22 protein-coding genes, 1 rRNA gene and 1 pseudogene are annotated in these 15,259 nt (G+C 42.9%); 2 read left to right on the top strand and 22 right to left on the bottom strand.

Translation table 11 applies throughout. The features are described 5' to 3' along the window. The 3 genes from H513_RS0115165 to H513_RS0115155 form a co-directional block, all read right to left on the bottom strand. Positions 1-232: ribosomal RNA gene (locus tag H513_RS0115165) — 16S ribosomal RNA — on the bottom strand; the annotation flags it as partial. A gap of 370 nt (positions 233-602) precedes the next feature. Beyond that, a complete protein-coding gene (gene pgmB / locus H513_RS0115160) occupies positions 603-1,253 on the bottom strand; it encodes a beta-phosphoglucomutase (RefSeq protein ID WP_026801493.1) in 651 nt (216 codons plus the stop codon). Positions 1,254-1,326: 73 nt separating this feature from the next. Continuing rightward, on the bottom strand, positions 1,327-1,548 hold the full coding sequence (locus tag H513_RS0115155) for a hypothetical protein (protein ID WP_026801492.1): 222 nt from the start codon (positions 1,546-1,548) through the stop codon (positions 1,327-1,329). A gap of 128 nt (positions 1,549-1,676) precedes the next feature. On the opposite strand from H513_RS0115155, the gene pdaB reads away from it, so the two are divergent. Beyond that, complete coding sequence (pdaB, locus tag H513_RS0115150) at positions 1,677-2,438, top strand: polysaccharide deacetylase family sporulation protein PdaB (protein ID WP_026801491.1); 762 nt, start codon at positions 1,677-1,679, stop codon at positions 2,436-2,438. 35 nt (positions 2,439-2,473) lie between these two features. Here pdaB and H513_RS0115145 read toward each other — a convergent pair whose 3' ends face one another. Beyond that, positions 2,474-3,094 carry a KinB-signaling pathway activation protein gene (locus H513_RS0115145; protein ID WP_026801490.1) on the bottom strand — a complete coding sequence of 207 codons (621 nt, stop codon included), beginning with the start codon at positions 3,092-3,094 and terminating at the stop codon, positions 2,474-2,476. Between the two features lie 150 nt (positions 3,095-3,244). Between H513_RS0115145 and gerD the strand changes: the two genes are divergently transcribed. Then, on the top strand, positions 3,245-3,910 hold the full coding sequence (gene gerD / locus H513_RS0115140) for a spore germination lipoprotein GerD (RefSeq protein WP_026801489.1): 666 nt from the start codon (positions 3,245-3,247) through the stop codon (positions 3,908-3,910). Between the two features lie 38 nt (positions 3,911-3,948). On the opposite strand, the gene H513_RS0115135 is transcribed toward gerD, so the two are convergent. The 18 genes and pseudogenes from H513_RS0115135 to H513_RS0115050 all read right to left on the bottom strand — a co-directional run bounded on the left by H513_RS0115135 (position 3,949) and on the right by H513_RS0115050 (position 15,239). Beyond that, on the bottom strand, positions 3,949-5,001 hold the full coding sequence (locus tag H513_RS0115135) for an Mrp/NBP35 family ATP-binding protein (protein WP_026801488.1): 1,053 nt from the start codon (positions 4,999-5,001) through the stop codon (positions 3,949-3,951). An 87-nt stretch (positions 5,002-5,088) separates the two neighbouring features. After that, the gene (cwlD, locus tag H513_RS0115130; RefSeq protein WP_026801487.1) at positions 5,089-5,811 is read right to left on the bottom strand and encodes an N-acetylmuramoyl-L-alanine amidase CwlD; all 723 of its coding nucleotides are present in this window, start codon (positions 5,809-5,811) and stop codon (positions 5,089-5,091) included. Between the two features lie 69 nt (positions 5,812-5,880). Continuing rightward, positions 5,881-6,324 carry a DUF2521 family protein gene (locus H513_RS0115125; protein ID WP_026801486.1) on the bottom strand — a complete coding sequence of 148 codons (444 nt, stop codon included), beginning with the start codon at positions 6,322-6,324 and terminating at the stop codon, positions 5,881-5,883. Between the two features lie 139 nt (positions 6,325-6,463). Beyond that, a complete protein-coding gene (rpsI, locus tag H513_RS0115120; RefSeq protein WP_026801485.1) occupies positions 6,464-6,856 on the bottom strand; it encodes a 30S ribosomal protein S9 in 393 nt (130 codons plus the stop codon). A gap of 21 nt (positions 6,857-6,877) precedes the next feature. Then, on the bottom strand, positions 6,878-7,315 hold the full coding sequence (gene rplM, locus H513_RS0115115; RefSeq protein ID WP_026801484.1) for a 50S ribosomal protein L13: 438 nt from the start codon (positions 7,313-7,315) through the stop codon (positions 6,878-6,880). Between the two features lie 159 nt (positions 7,316-7,474). Then, positions 7,475-8,239, bottom strand: a complete 765-nt coding sequence (gene truA, locus H513_RS0115110; protein WP_026801483.1) for a tRNA pseudouridine(38-40) synthase TruA — start codon at positions 8,237-8,239, stop codon at positions 7,475-7,477. A gap of 10 nt (positions 8,240-8,249) precedes the next feature. Further along, positions 8,250-9,047, bottom strand: coding sequence for an energy-coupling factor transporter transmembrane component T family protein (locus tag H513_RS0115105; RefSeq protein ID WP_026801482.1), 798 nt, complete (start codon positions 9,045-9,047; stop codon positions 8,250-8,252). Beyond that, on the bottom strand, positions 9,044-9,913 hold the full coding sequence (locus H513_RS0115100) for an energy-coupling factor ABC transporter ATP-binding protein (RefSeq protein WP_026801481.1): 870 nt from the start codon (positions 9,911-9,913) through the stop codon (positions 9,044-9,046). Before H513_RS0115100 ends, H513_RS0115105 begins: the two co-directional genes overlap by 4 nt. Next, positions 9,904-10,728 carry an energy-coupling factor ABC transporter ATP-binding protein gene (locus tag H513_RS0115095; RefSeq protein WP_026801480.1) on the bottom strand — a complete coding sequence of 275 codons (825 nt, stop codon included), beginning with the start codon at positions 10,726-10,728 and terminating at the stop codon, positions 9,904-9,906. Before H513_RS0115095 ends, H513_RS0115100 begins: the two co-directional genes overlap by 10 nt. A 91-nt stretch (positions 10,729-10,819) precedes the next feature. Continuing rightward, the gene (gene rplQ, locus H513_RS0115090; protein ID WP_026801479.1) at positions 10,820-11,179 is read right to left on the bottom strand and encodes a 50S ribosomal protein L17; all 360 of its coding nucleotides are present in this window, start codon (positions 11,177-11,179) and stop codon (positions 10,820-10,822) included. A gap of 38 nt (positions 11,180-11,217) precedes the next feature. Further along, positions 11,218-12,162, bottom strand: a complete 945-nt coding sequence (locus H513_RS0115085) for a DNA-directed RNA polymerase subunit alpha (protein WP_026801478.1) — start codon at positions 12,160-12,162, stop codon at positions 11,218-11,220. Positions 12,163-12,342: 180 nt separating this feature from the next. Beyond that, a complete protein-coding gene (gene rpsK, locus H513_RS0115080) occupies positions 12,343-12,732 on the bottom strand; it encodes a 30S ribosomal protein S11 (protein WP_026801477.1) in 390 nt (129 codons plus the stop codon). Positions 12,733-12,757: 25 nt separating this feature from the next. After that, positions 12,758-13,123, bottom strand: coding sequence for a 30S ribosomal protein S13 (gene rpsM, locus H513_RS0115075; RefSeq protein WP_026801476.1), 366 nt, complete (start codon positions 13,121-13,123; stop codon positions 12,758-12,760). Positions 13,124-13,146: 23 nt separating this feature from the next. After that, positions 13,147-13,260, bottom strand: a complete 114-nt coding sequence (rpmJ, locus tag H513_RS0115070; RefSeq protein ID WP_026801475.1) for a 50S ribosomal protein L36 — start codon at positions 13,258-13,260, stop codon at positions 13,147-13,149. 33 nt (positions 13,261-13,293) lie between these two features. Continuing rightward, on the bottom strand, positions 13,294-13,512 hold the full coding sequence (infA, locus tag H513_RS0115065) for a translation initiation factor IF-1 (protein ID WP_026801474.1): 219 nt from the start codon (positions 13,510-13,512) through the stop codon (positions 13,294-13,296). Beyond that, positions 13,490-13,826 (bottom strand): annotated as a pseudogene (locus H513_RS0115060) (KOW domain-containing RNA-binding protein). Before H513_RS0115060 ends, infA begins: the two are co-directional and overlap by 23 nt. A gap of 16 nt (positions 13,827-13,842) precedes the next feature. Continuing rightward, positions 13,843-14,589: a type I methionyl aminopeptidase gene (map, locus tag H513_RS0115055; RefSeq protein ID WP_026801472.1), complete on the bottom strand. Its 747-nt coding sequence runs from the start codon at positions 14,587-14,589 to the stop codon at positions 13,843-13,845. Then, positions 14,589-15,239, bottom strand: a complete 651-nt coding sequence (locus tag H513_RS0115050) for an adenylate kinase (protein ID WP_026801471.1) — start codon at positions 15,237-15,239, stop codon at positions 14,589-14,591. Before H513_RS0115050 ends, map begins: the two co-directional genes overlap by 1 nt. Positions 15,240-15,259: the final 20 nt, after the last annotated feature.

Genomic DNA, 15,259 nt, shown 5'->3' with positions numbered 1-15,259 from the left:
GAAACCGTCTTTTACCTCTGAACCATGCGGTTCAAAGGATTATTCGGTATTAGCCCCGGTTTCCCGGAGTTATCCCGATCTTGTGGGTAGGTTACCCACGTGTTACTCACCCGTCCGCCGCTCATTCCACAACAATCACCCCGAAGGGATCATGTTGCTTCCTGCGCTCGACTTGCATGTATTAGGCACGCCGCCAGCGTTCGTCCTGAGCCAGGATCAAACTCTCCATAAAAGTGTTTGAACTAGCTTGTTAAAAAATCAATTAAAATTGAATTGACGTACATGGCGTTTGTTCAGTTTTCAAAGTTCAATGTGTTGTTTATTTGTCGGCTTCGTTTTGAAGCGACTTTTACATCTTATCATCTCTCGATTTTGATGTCAACAACTTTTTAAATTTCTTTTTCGCTGATTTCCGTCTCCGGAAAAAGCGACTCTAATAACTTAACATATAAACCTTAAAATCGTCAACAGGATTTTTTAAGTTTTTTTGTTAATGTTTGCTGTCTCGCTGACAACGAATACTAATATATCACGGGGATTTTGCATTTGCAATACCTTATAAGAAAAAACTTCTGCAAAACGCAGAAGTTTTTGTTCTAGTGTCATATATGCTCAGAAAGCGCCTTTAGCGACAACTCTTCTGTGCTCGTTACTAACCAGTCTGCTTCTGAGAGGTGTCTGGCTTCTCCAACACCGATGGCAAACATATTTGCGCTCTTTATAGCTTGTACGCCAGCTTGCGCATCCTCAACTCCAATACAAGCATTAGGCTCTACTTCAAGTAATTGCGCTGCAGTTAAGAAGATCTCAGGGTCTGGCTTCCCTTTCTTCACACTGGCTGCATCTACAATCACATGAAAGAACGATGTCACTTCTAGTCGTCTTACTACCTCTTGAGCATTCTTGCTTGCAGAAGCCATACCGATCTTAAAGCCCGCCTCACTTAATTCAGTTAAAAATGAAACGATACCAGGTAGTAAATCATCTGGCGTGATTTGCTGAATGAGCTCCTTATAGTGTTCATTCTTCTTGTGAGCCAACCGCTCCTTCTCATCATGACCAAGCTCCTTATTCCCTGCTTCAAGGATGAGCTCAAGTGATTCCATGCGGCTAATTCCTTTTAACCGTTCGTTAGAATTTCTATCGAAGGGAAGACCAAGGTCATCCGCTAACTGCTTCCATGCCAAGTAATGATACTCAGCTGTATCGGTAATCACACCATCTAAGTCAAAAATAATCGCCTTCTTACCCATTTCCCCATCCCCTTTTTTATGTAAGAAACGCTATTCACTTTGACTATATCATAGTGTCGGTACGATTCAAGGTCTATTGATATTTCCATTTAGGTGGCACGTACTTCAGACATTCCCGCTCATCTGCCACCCTTTTATACATCCTAAATAGGATTCTGTATCGCTTCTCCATAGCACCTTTAACGATGTGATCAATCCGTTGGTCATCTAAATCCAACAGAACTTCCTCCATCTCCCGCTTCAACATATAAGCCATTTCTCTTCTTTCATAGTCGTTGAGCATGAACCCTAACATAGCAACACCTCCATAACTACTACACTTCATTCTGCCCAATTCTATCCAATTCTATGTCGTGAATGCTTGTCATGATTGGACAGAGCGTCTCATACAATAAAGCAAGTCCACGTCTAGGAGGGGGAATTGTGTCACACTTTTATAGTTTGAAATTGAATAAGTGGAAGCGATGGAGTGTCATAGTGGTGGCTGCACTCTTTTCTGCAATCTTTGTATGGGCAGAAAAAGACAGCGCATTTTCTGTATTTTCGACTGATAAGGGGCCACGAGCTTTAGTAAGCAGTGGGGAAAATGAAGATGAAGTTTCTCTTACTTTCAATATTAGCTGGGGGCAAGAAGAGGTTTTCCCTATTCTTGAAACATTGAAGAAACATGACGCAAAGGCTACATTCTTTGTAAGCGGGGAGTGGGCTGAGCGTCACCCTGAAATTCTACAGGCAATCCAAGAAGACCAACATGAAATCGGCATGATGGGATATCGATATAAGAGTTATATCGACCAAGAACCAGCCCAAGTAAAGAAAGACCTCCTCTATGCAAAAGGTGTGTTTGATAAGATTGGATTAACGGACATTGAATATCTCCGTCCTCCAAGCGGGAAATTTAACGACGATGTCTTAAAGCTCGCTGAGCAGCTTGGCTATCAAGTGGTTCAATGGAGTGTGAATCCAGAAGACTGGCGAAACCCTGGCACTCAGAAGATTGTTGATCACGTAATGAAGGATACAAAAGGCGGAGACATCATTGTACTTCATGCTTCAGACTCTGTTAAACAAACAGAAGAAGCTCTACGCACAATCCTACCCGGCTTAAAGAACAAGGGTTATACATTTGCCACAATTTCAGAGCTCGTCTCAAAAGCAGAGGCTCAATCAAAACGGATCGATTAAAAAACGCAAGCGCCTCTTTAGACGCTTGCGTTTTTCTATACGTATTCTTTATGGGATTGTTCTTCTTTCACTTCCTGATTGATTCGATGGAGTCTTATTAATTGATACGTGTTACATACCAATAACGGAATAAGCATCAACCATAACCAATCCCCGTCGTCTGCTCTTAAAGCAGGTACCCATTCGACCGTCGTAATTGTAAACATAAACAACACCGCAGGTATGAAAGCCTGGCCGTTTGTTTCTTGCTTCTTCACGTATGCTACAGCAAGTGCATAAAGAAGAAGCGCAACAGGCATAATCATATATGACCAAATCGATCCATCATCTCCTGCTCGATATCGAAAGTAGACTAAATCAAATAACGTAAATAAGATAATAATCACTTGCACACTCTTCCATGTGGAACGAAACAAGCTCTTTCCAAATTGATTAATGGTTAAATAAGCGAAGAAACCCATTTGGCTTATGACACTAAAGATGAAACCTAAGCCACTAAACCATATTAATAAACCAATTAACTCTAAGGCATCAAATGGTTGAAACGCCTCTTCTACATATGTACCACTCTTAACAAAGAAGCTAACCAACAACGTACTAATTGCCCCTAAGGCTAGTGTCCTAATAAATAATCGAACCCACTTCTGACTTGTCACGTGACATCCCCCTAATCCCTTTTACCATAAACATGTAGTTTATACGTATTTTATCATGAAGTCCTTGTTTTTGCGGGAACACCTCCGCATATTTTCGACTTAAAACCCCCATATTAACAGTAAAAGCGTAGGAAGAAAGGAGCGAACATCGTGCTTAAGACACTGAAGTTCATCTCAATCATATCCATCGCATTCTTCTTATCCGCTTGTAACGGAGGAAATTCTTCTTCCGGCAGTGAACAATCCAGTTACGATACTACAAAGAAAATGGTAGTCGATATACTGAAAACAGATGATGGAAAAAAGGCCATCATCGAGGTCCTTTCAGATGAGAAGTTAAAAGAACAAGTCGTATTGAATTCAGATGATGTGACAAAAGCCGTGGAAGAAACGGTAACCTCCGATAAAGGAAAAGAGTTCTGGAAGGAGTTCTTCAAGACTCCAGAGAATTCAAATCAATTCGCAAAATCAATACAGGAACAACAAAAACAAATCATGAAAGACTTAATGAGTGATGCTTCTTACCAGAAAAGCATGATTGAAATTCTGCAAAATCCAGAGATGGAACAACAGACACAGTCAGTGTTAACCAGCCAAAAATTTAGAGAACACCTGGAGAAAACCATTACTGAAACGATGAACACACCTAAGTTCAAAGAAGAAATGAGTAACATCATCCTTCAAGCAGCTAAAGAAATGAGTAGCAGTTCTGGCGGCGGAGGAGATGGCTCATCTGGTCAAGAAAGTCAAAGTGGCCAAGGTTCTACAGGAAGTGGATCAGGTGGTCAAGGTTCAGGAAGTAGTGGCGGTTCATAAAGAAAGCCCCGATTTCAATATGAAATCGGGGCTTCTCTTTATTCTAACTCAGAAATCACCTTCGCTGCGATATTTCTAAACACCACTCCCGTAGGATGATCAGCCTGGTAGACACCTGGTGCGAATAAATCTTCTTCTTCGTATGGTTGTTGCAATGGAATACGTCCAAGAACGGAGGTTTGTAACTGTTCAGCTAGCTTATCCGCTCCCCCTCTTCCGAATACGTATTCCTTCTCACCTGTCACCTTGCTCTCAAAGTAAGCCATGTTCTCGACTACCCCAAGAATTTCATGCTCTGTTTTAATAGCCATTTGCCCTGCACGAGCCGCTACAAATGCAGCAGTCGGATGAGGCGTGGTCACGATAATTTCCTTACAAGAAGGGAGCATGGAATGAAGGTCAAGTGCAACATCTCCAGTACCTGGTGGTAAATCTAGCAAGAGATAGTCAAGGTCTCCCCACTCAACCTCTTTGAAGAAGCTTGTGAGCATCTTGCCAAGCATAGGCCCTCTCCAAATAATTGGGGAGTTATCTTCCACAAAGAACCCCATAGAAATGACCTTAACCCCGAAGCGTTCTACTGGAATAATGCGCTCCCCGCGAACAACAGGACGCTCTTCAATCCCCATCATGTCCGGTACACTAAATCCGTATATATCCGCATCCAGAATTCCAACTCGCTTCCCAAGGCGAGCAAGTGCTGTTGCAATATTTACTGTGGCCGTCGACTTGCCGACCCCACCTTTACCAGACGCAATCGCAATGAAAGTCGTATCTTCTACACGGTCTAATAACGAGTCACTACCTTGTCCTTGTTGCGTTTGAAACTGTTGAACGGTTTCTTCAGGTAGCTGGTCAAATCGCAGCCCTACTGTGGCCACACCTGCCCCTTTAAGCATGTTCACAATTTCTTGTTGAAGCTGCATTTGTTCCCCTGTATTCGTCTGACTAATTAACACCTTTACACTAACATGGTCTTTCTCTTCCTTCACCTTCACTTCGGCAATAGCATCAAGTTCCTGAAACGTTCTATGTAAAAATGGATCCTTTAACGGATAAAGTAGTTCTAAGACTTGTTCCTTTGTTACCATGTATCGATCACCAACCCTTATCTTTGTGTCTGTATGCAGTATAACATACATAACTGGTTGGGCTGGCAATAGAACGCTTGAAGATTCTTAATTTTCTGGGATAGTTCTCTCATCATCGACCACGTAACTTAGAATGCCCTCATAAATCGAGAACGCAACCTTTTTCTGATACGATTCTGTCTTAAGTAAATCACGCTCATGGGTATTTGAGAGAAACCCAATCTCAACAAGCGCTCCTGTAGCAGGCGCATGTTTCAGTAAATAGACGTGATCAATCGCAAGTGCTTCACGATTTGTATTCTCTAAATTTCTACGAATTTCATGTTGAATAGATTTGGCAAGCAGCTCGTTCTGCGTAGACGATGGGTAGAAAAAGGATTGTGCTCCTGACCACTTGGAAGATGGTAACGCATTTAGATGAACCGAAAGATACAAGTCCGGATCTTTCTTCTTAATATACTCCACACGTCGTCGAATGTCTTGGGACTTTCGAGAAGAGAGGGATTTCACTTCTTTATCTGCTAAATCTACGTCTTCTTCTCGCGTAAGATAGACGAGTGCACCAGCCTGCTGAAGGTAATCTCTCAGTTGTTTCGTAACCTGTAGAGCAATATCTTTCTCAAGCGTCTCATCTGAACCTACCGCTCCCCCGTCCACACCACCATGACCCGGGTCCAAAACAATGGTCTTACCGGTTAATGGCAGCGACCATGTCTGCCATGTATTGTATACAGGCAAAGGATAAGACAGAAGAGCAATAAGTAAGACAAATCCAAGCAACCAGCTGATTATTTTAACAGGCTTCCTCATCCTTGTTACCTCCCCATATTCCACTACTCCTTTTTATATATGGGACGAGGTTCAGATTTATGACAAGCCTTATTTCATTTTCAACTTTCTTCTTCTTATCCCTTTCTCAATACCAACCTGAAACCAATACAAGAAGAATTGTTCTGCTGAGGCACGTGCTCGATTGAAATGCCACACATTCGCTCCTGTTGCTTCATTCCAATAGTCCATATAATCAAAGAACTCGAAGGACAGACGTCGTAGTTCAGGAAGATAGCCATTTGTTATCTCTTCATTAGCTAAGCCCTCTTCTACTTTCTCTGATCCTTCTGCTCCGAGCAGAAAAGCTTCAATCGCTTGTTCAATCGCTTCTTCTCGTATAGCAGATGTGTATACCGTATAGGAGGGGAAATAGCGCTTAAACCGTTTTTCTGAATCTCGTTGTACTTCTTCAAGGGTAAGTTCTTTTAACAGACTGCGTTCAAATTGGAGTTGATTGTTCAGCCTTCTCTCATTTAAATATATGACTGACATCCCCCCACCTCCTTTGTCGCTTAGTGTTTCATAGTCGCGACCAACCATGCGAGGTGATGAACTCCACTTTTACCAACGTTTTTTCTGCATAAAAAAAAACCCTCGGGTAAAATACCCAAGGGTTTGTCGTAATCCAAACTTAACGTTTAGAGAACTGTGGTGCACGACGTGCTTTCTTAAGACCGTATTTCTTACGCTCTTTCGCACGAGCATCACGTGTTAGAAGACCAGCACGCTTAAGCGGAGTGCGGTATTCAGGATCAGCTTCTAGAAGAGCGCGAGCGATACCGTGACGAATCGCGCCAGCTTGACCAGTGAAGCCGCCACCATGTACGTTTACTAGTACATCGTAGTTACCTTCAGTTTCAGTGATTGCTAAAGGTTGCTTTAGAATCACACGTAGTGTTTCATATGGGAAATACTGTTCAGCGTCAACTTTGTTAACTGTTACTTTACCAGTACCAGGAACTAGACGTACACGAGCTGTAGACGTTTTACGACGTCCTGTACCGTTGTATTGTACTTGTGCCACTTTGTTTACCTCCTTTATTAATTAGCCGCGAAGTTCGTAAACTTCTGGTTTTTGTGCTTGGTGGTTGTGCTCAGCTCCAGCGAATACGTGAAGCTTCTTGCCCATTTGACGACCTAGTTTACCGTGAGGAAGCATACCTTTAACCGCACGCTCTAGCATTTGGTCAGAGTGCTTCTCGCGCATTTCAATCGCACGACGAGATTTCAAACCACCTGGGTGGTTAGAGTGCCAGTAGTACATTTTGTCGTTAAGTTTCTTACCTGTAAGTTCGATCTTGCTCGCATTAATGATGATAACGTGATCACCAGTATCAATATGCGGAGTATAAGTTGGTTTGTTTTTACCGCGAAGGATTGTTGCTACTTCAGTAGCAAGACGACCTAGTGTTTGGCCTTCAGCGTCTACAACATACCATTTGCGTTCAACGTTGCTTTCGTTTGCCATAAAAGTTGTGCGCATGGACATAGTTGGTTTCCCTCCTGAATGGATTTTCTCACAAAATCTAAACGTAAATTTTATTCGCAATACATAATTAGTTTCCGGGGCTAACTATGTGGATTAGAAATAAAATGCCATAAATCATATTATAACAATCCCACAAGTTCTGTCAAGAAAATGTTACACCTGGGAGCGTTGTTTCTCATTATAGTCAACATCCCATAAATATAAACCTTGTGGTGGCGCGGTTTTGCCAGCTTGGCTGCGATCATTCATTTCAAAGATTTCTTGGATGGTAGCTGGTGTCTTCCTTCCCTTGCCTACCTCAAGCAGCGTGCCAACGAGAATTCGTACCATATTATAAAGAAACCCATTCCCTGTTACAGAGAAGATAATCTCATCTCCGTCAACATAACAATAAGCCTCGTAAATCGTACGAACCTTGTCGCCTTTCACATCTGATTTGGCAGAACTGAATGACGTAAAATCATGCGTTCCCTCAAAATACGTACATGCTTCGTTCATCGCTTGAAGATCTAACTTGTCTGGGACATGGAACGTGTAATTTCGTTTAAATACATCTGGGTCTACCGAATTTAGAATGCGATATCGGTATTCCTTTCGTTTCGTTCCATAGCGAGCATGAAAGTCTTCCGTAGTCTTCTGAACATCCACAATTCGTATGTCTTTTGGTAGCAACGTCTGTAACGCCTTCTTCCAGTTTTCTTCAGGGATGACAAGCGGTGAGTCGAAATGGATGACCTGCCCCTTAGCATGAACCCCCGCGTCGGTACGACCAGAGGCTGTAATGCGAATAAACTTACCTTTGTGCATCTTCTGCAAGGCGTTCTCGACATCTTCCTGGACAGTTCGACCGTTCGGCTGCACTTGGTACCCAGAGAACTGAGTCCCATCATAGCTTATAACACAGATGACTCGTTCCAACTTATCCACCTCAGCTTCTTGTTACAAAAACGCCAACAACCATAATAACAAATAGAAGAAAGGTTGCGTAGTCTCTTTTTTGAAAAACTAGTTCCCTGATCTTAGTACGACCTTCACCGCCTTGATAACCACGAGCCTCCATTGCCATAGCAAGCTCCTCAGCGCGTTTGAACGCACTGACAAACAATGGGACTAGTAACGGGATGATCGCCTTTAGACGGTCTTTAATCGGCCCAGTACGGAAGTCTACCCCTCTTGATGCTTGTGCCTTCGAGATCTTCTCCGTTTCTTGCATAAGCGTTGGAATAAAACGAAGGGAAATCGACATCATGAGTGCAAGCTCATGTACAGGGAACCGAATCTTCTTAAGCGGGTGTAACAGCTCTTCAATTGCATCTGTTATGGCAATTGGAGTTGTCGTTAAAGTCAACAAGGATGTAATCAATATAAGCAAGAAGAACCGTAGGGATATTGCTAACCCTTGTATCACAGCTTCTTTATAAATGGGAAAGGATAAGACAGTAAAGAGGACTTCCCCTTCACGAGTCACAAATAAGTGAAGTAAAAACGTAAAGACGACTAAAAACCATACTGGCTTCAAGCCTTTGATAATAAACCCAGGCCTAATCTGTGTTACACCCGCACTTACCAATGCAAACAACGTTAAAATTCCATAACTCCATACAGAATTCGCGAAGAATACAACAATTACGAAAAAGAAGATGGTCGCAAGCTTCGCTCGAGGGTCTAATCGGTGGACGATAGAGTCTCCTGGTACATATTGTCCAATGACCATTGATCCGTTCATGAACGCTCCCCTCCCTTATACTTCTCTGCAAGCTGGTGAGACAGCTGCTCGAGGGTTTGGTTCTCATATGGGATTGTCCACCCTAGTTGCTTCTTAACAGCATCTAGAAAGTCATAAACCTCCGGTACATCGAGCCCCACACGATTTAGGGCCTCCTTCTGCTGAAACACTTCATCAGGTGTACCTTGCATGTAAAGCGAACCTTGGTCAAGTGCAATCACATAATCGGCGTATTTTAACGCATCTTCCATGCTATGTGTAACAAGAACGGTCGTTAGTTTCTTCTCATGGTGCAAGCTTGAGAACATGTCCATCACTTCACGTTGCCCTTGTGGGTCAAGACCAGCTGTTGGTTCATCCAACACAAGTACGCTTGGATCCATAGCTAGAACACCTGCAATTGCGACTCGTCTCATTTGCCCTCCACTTAATTCGAATGGAGAACGGTCTTTCATGTCTTCTGACAATCCTACTGCTTCCATAGAATGTTGGATTCGTCTTTCAATCTCCTCAGCTGGCACACCGAAGTTCTGAGGCCCAAACGCAATATCTTTCTGGATGGTTTCCTCGAATAGTTGGTGCTCAGGATATTGAAAGACCACACCTACACGTTCACGCAACGCTTTAAGGTTCTTTGTCTTTGTATTGGAGGCTAGCGTAAATTCACCAATTGAAACAGAACCACTCGTTGGTGTAACGAGTCCATTTAAATGCTGAAGCATTGTCGACTTCCCTGAACCTGTATGGCCAATAACAGCCACAAATGAACCAGATGGTATGGTGAATGACAAGTTCTGCAGCGCTGTATATTCAAACGGTGTATTGGGTTGATACACATAGCCCACTTGTTTAAACGTTATTTCCATAGCTGCTGAATCAACTCCTCATGGTCCAACGGCTGCCGTTCAACCTCTACACCTTGCTCAGTAAGGTGTTGTGTCAGTTTCGCCACGAACGGGATATCTAACCCTATCTCACGGAGACCGTCTTGTTTTTGGAATACGTCTCGAGGGGTCCCCTCAAACCATACTTGTCCTTTATTCATGACAATAACCCGGTCTGCCATCGCAACTTCATTAAGATCATGCGTGATGGTTACAATAGACGCTTCACGTTGTTCTCGTACTTCTTGAACCGTATGCATAATGGAACGTCTTCCTTTAGGATCAAGCATTGCTGTAGCCTCATCTAATAGAATAACGTCTGGCTGTACAGCTAACACGCTCGCAATCGCAACGCGCTGCTTCTGGCCACCTGACAGGCGGTGAGGTTCATGCTCTTCGTATTCCAACATGTCAACAGCGGATAGACTTTCGTGTATCCGTTTGACCATCTCATCTCTTGGTACACCTTGATTCTCAAGCCCAAACGCCACGTCATCCTTGACAGTTGTACCGACAAACTGGTTATCAGGATTCTGAAATACCATTCCGACTCGTTTACGAATTTCCCAAACGGTCTCGTCAGATATGGATAACCCATCGACTACGACGTTCCCTTCAGTCGGATACAACAGTCCATTCATCAATTTCGCAATGGTGGACTTCCCAGAGCCATTGTGACCGATGATGGCTACCCATTCATTTGGATAGATTTCGATGTTTACATTCTTTAGGACGTTCGGCTGCTCTTCTCTATATCTAAATGAAACATGATCTAGCTTCAGATAACTTTGCTTCATTTCTTACCTCCTCAACCAGCCATACCCTTCCAGCGGAGCGGCTGAAAGCATAAAAAAAGGGCTGGAAAACCTCCTGCCCTTTCTTTCTACATTATACAAGTTCGATGATTACTGTTTTCGCACCGTCACCTTTACGTTCACCAAGTTTTAGGATACGAGTGTAGCCACCTTGGCGGTCTTCGTAACGTGGAGCGACATCTGCAAATAGCTTTTGAAGTGCAGTTTGTTCTCCATCTTCATCAGCATTTGCTTTGTATAGGAACGCTTCAGCTTGGCGACGAGCATGAAGATCACCGCGTTTGCCTAACGTAATCATTTTCTCAACTACGGAGCGAAGGTCTTTCGCTTTTGCTTCTGTCGTTTCAATACGTTCGTGAATGATAAGATCAGTAGCAAGGTTGCGAAGAAGAGCCATACGCTTGTCTGTTGTACGACCTAACTTACGAGCCATGTCAATTCCCTCCCTTACAGAGTATCATGATTGTATATCTAATCGTCTTTGCGTAAACCTAAGCCTAATTCGTTAAGCTTGTGCTTCACTTCCTCAAGGGATTTGCGACCAAGGTTACGAACTTTCATCATGTCTTCTTCAGACTTCTGAGCTAGTTCTTGAACCGTGTTGATCCCAGCACGCTTGAGGCAATTGTAAGAGCGAACAGATAAGTCAAGTTCTTCAATAGTCATTTCAAGAACTTTTTCTTTTTGATCTTCTTCTTTTTCTACCATGATTTCAGCGTTTTGCGCTTCATCAGTCAGTCCAACAAAGATATTCAGGTGCTCCATATAAATCTTAGCACCTAAAGAAACAGCTTCTTCTGGTCGAATGCTACCGTCAGTCCATACATCTAACGTTAGCTTATCAAAATTCGTAACTTGACCTACGCGAGTGTTCTCTACTTGGTAGGTAACACGCTCGATAGGTGTGAAGATAGAGTCAACTGGGATGACGCCAATTGGCATATCATCGGATTTGTTTGCATCAGCTGGGCGGTATCCGCGACCACGTTCAGCTGTAATTTTAGCGCGGAAACTAGCGTTCTTCTGAAGTGTTGCGATGTGAAGATCAGGGTTTAAGATTTCCACATCACTATCATGCGTAATATCACCTGCTGTAACAGTACCTTCTCCTTGAACATCTACCTCAAGAGTTTTAGTTTCGTCAGAATAAATCTTCAGAGCTAATTTCTTCAGGTTAAGAATGATTGTTGTTACGTCTTCAACAACGCCATCAACAGTAGAGAACTCGTGTAGAACTCCATCAATTTGAAGGGATGTTACAGCAGCGCCAGGTAGTGAGGATAATAGGATACGACGCAAGGAGTTTCCAAGTGTAGTACCATACCCACGTTCAAGCGGTTCGACGACGATTTTACCGAACTTAGCGTCATCGCTGATCTCAACCGTTTCAATTTTTGGCTTTTCAATTTCGATCATTAATTAACCCCTCCTTCAAAACGTCGAAACCCCGGTTAGACGAAAATGTCTAACCGAAATTCCTCAGGTAGGCAGTCTTATTGTTATAGACTCAATTTTACCTAAATTCATTGTCTCTTTCGAAGCTATTTAGCTATCATAACCCATTATAGACAGGGTGACAAATTCTATACAGGTAAATTACACGCGACGACGTTTTGGTGGGCGGCAACCGTTGTGAGGAACTGGTGTAACATCGCTAATTGCTGTTACTTCTAGTCCAGTAGCTTGCAACGCACGAATGGCAGCTTCACGACCAGCACCAGGACCTTTAACTGTAACCTCTAAAACACGCATGCCGTGTTCCATAGAATTCTTAGCAGCAGCCTCTGCAGCCATTTGCGCTGCGAATGGCGTAGACTTACGAGAGCCTCTGAAACCAAGCGCACCTGCACTGCTCCAGCTAATTAGGTTACCTTGAACATCAGTGATAGATACAATCGTGTTGTTGAATGTTGAACGGATATGAGCAATACCCGTGTCAATATTCTTTTTCACACGACGTTTACGAGTGTTTGTTTTACGAGCCATAGTAGCAACTTACCTCCTTTACTTATTATTTACGTTTATTTGCAACCGTACGACGTGGACCTTTACGTGTACGAGAGTTGTTTTTCGTCTTTTGACCACGTAGTGGAAGACCACGACGGTGGCGAACACCACGGTAAGAACCGATTTCAATTAGACGTTTAATGTTAAGAGATTGCTCACGACGAAGGTCACCTTCTACCGTGTAATTCTCAACAGCCTTACGAATTTTTCCTAGTTCGTCTTCAGTTAGATCACGAACACGAGTGTTTGCAGAAACGCCGGCTTCTTCGACGATTTGCTCTGCTGTTGTATGACCAATGCCATAAACATAAGTTAATGAAATGACAACACGCTTATCACGTGGAATATCAATACCTGCAACACGTGCCATTCAGCATCGCACCTCCTTCAGTATTATCCTTGTTTTTGTTTGTGTTTAGGGTTGGAGCAGATTACCATTACTTTACCTTTACGACGGATAACCTTGCATTTTTCGCACATTGGTTTTACAGATGGTCTTACCTTCATCATCCATACCTCCTTTTAGATCGGAGCATTTCGCTACTTGTAGCGGTAGGTAATACGTCCTCTACTTAAATCATAAGGAGAAAGTTCAACCGTTACTTTGTCACCTGGCAGGATGCGAATAAAGTGCATGCGAATCTTACCAGAAACGTGAGCTAGAACGGTATGGCCGTTTTCTAGTTCTACTTTAAACATAGCATTCGGTAACGTTTCAACGATTGTACCTTCTACTTCAATTACATCGTCTTTCGCCATCAGAGTTGATCTCCCTTCTTCAAATCAGTCACTTCTTCATTCATAAATTTTGATAAGGCAAAACGTAGTTTGCCGTTTGTAACGCGACCAGTTTCTAGAAGGCTGTTTTGGACTTCCGGAGAAATATAATCAAAGAATCTAATGTGTTGGACATTTTTCTTCTTTGGTCGATCATATTTACGCTTCTCACCATCGGCTAAAAGCACAAATCGATCGTCCACGATGTCAATGACAATCATATATTGGTCAATTTCTCGACCTTGCATGATACGAACAAGCTGACCTATTCGTGGACTCGACTCAGTTTCGCTCAACAACGATCACCTTCACTTAGGCTTTAGTTAAAATCTCATAACCTTCTTCAGTGATAACAATAGTATGCTCAAAGTGCGCACACATTTTACCATCTTCTGTAACAACCGTCCAATCATCTGCAAGAGTTTGAACGTATCTCTCTCCAGCATTGACCATTGGTTCGATTGCTAAAACCATTCCTGGTTTTAATCTTGGACCTTTATTTGGAGGACCGAAGTGTGGGATTTGTGGATCTTCGTGAAGTTCCTGCCCTACTCCGTGACCAACATATTCTCTAACAATCGTGAACCCTTGTGGTTCCACGTATGATTGAATCGCATGAGAGATGTTTGAAAGACGCACGTTTGCTTTAGCTTCCTTTAGTCCTTCGAATAAGCACTGTTCAGTTACATCAAGTAGACGCTGCGTTTCTTCATCAATCTTCCCTACCGGATACGTCCAAGCGGAGTCTCCGTGATAGCCTTTATACTTAGCTCCAATATCAATAGAGATAATGTCGCCTTCTTCAAGCTTACGATCACCAGGTATACCGTGAACTAACTCTTCATTGACTGAAGTACAAATACTACCACGGAACCCATTATAACCTTTAAACGAAGGAATTGCATCCTTACTGCGGATGAATTTATCTGCTATCTCATCCAGTTGATTGGTCGTAATACCAGGTACGATATGCTTTTGCAATTCCTGGTGCGTCAGAGCGACAATCTTGCCGGCATGACGCATAATTTCAATTTCTCGTGGTGTTTTCGTAATAATCATTACTTCAAGCCTCCAAGTTTCTCATCGATATCATGGAATACTTGATTGATATCTTGGTCGCCATTAATGCTAACAAGATAACCTTTATCCTGATAGAAATCCAACAACGGTTGAGCATTTTGTAAATTCACATCTAGACGTTTACGAACCGTCTCCGGTTTGTCATCGTCACGTTGAATTAGTTCGGTGCCATCATTGTCGCAGATGCCTTCTACTTTAGGAGGGTTGTACGTTACATGGTACGTAGCTCCACACGTAGGGCAAACACGGCGACCTGTCAAGCGCTCAACGAGTTGCTCTGTATCTACATCAATACGAATAACGTGATCGATGGAAGAGTTCAAATCAGCCAAGAGGTTTTCAAGCGCTTCTGCTTGAGCAATCGTTCTTGGGAAGCCATCAAGTAAAAATCCATTACTTGCATCATCTTTAGCTAGTCGCTCACGAACAATACCGATAGTTACTTCATCAGGAACCAACTCGCCATTGTCCATATAAGATTTAGCTTCTTTACCAAGCTCTGTTCCTTCTTTAATCGCAGAGCGGAACATATCTCCAGTTGAGATATGAGGGATTCCGTATTTTTCAACGATCTTCTCCGCCTGTGTGCCTTTGCCAGCTCCAGGTGGTCCCATTAAAATAAGGTTCAATGCGTTCCCCTCGCTCTCAT

The organism is Pontibacillus halophilus JSM 076056 = DSM 19796 (assembly GCF_000425205.1).
In the GTDB taxonomy this organism is placed as follows: Bacteria; Bacillota; Bacilli; order Bacillales; family BH030062; genus Pontibacillus_A; species Pontibacillus_A halophilus.
Note: the sequence above shows the minus strand (reverse complement) of the source record. Positions and strands in the feature narration are given on the sequence as shown.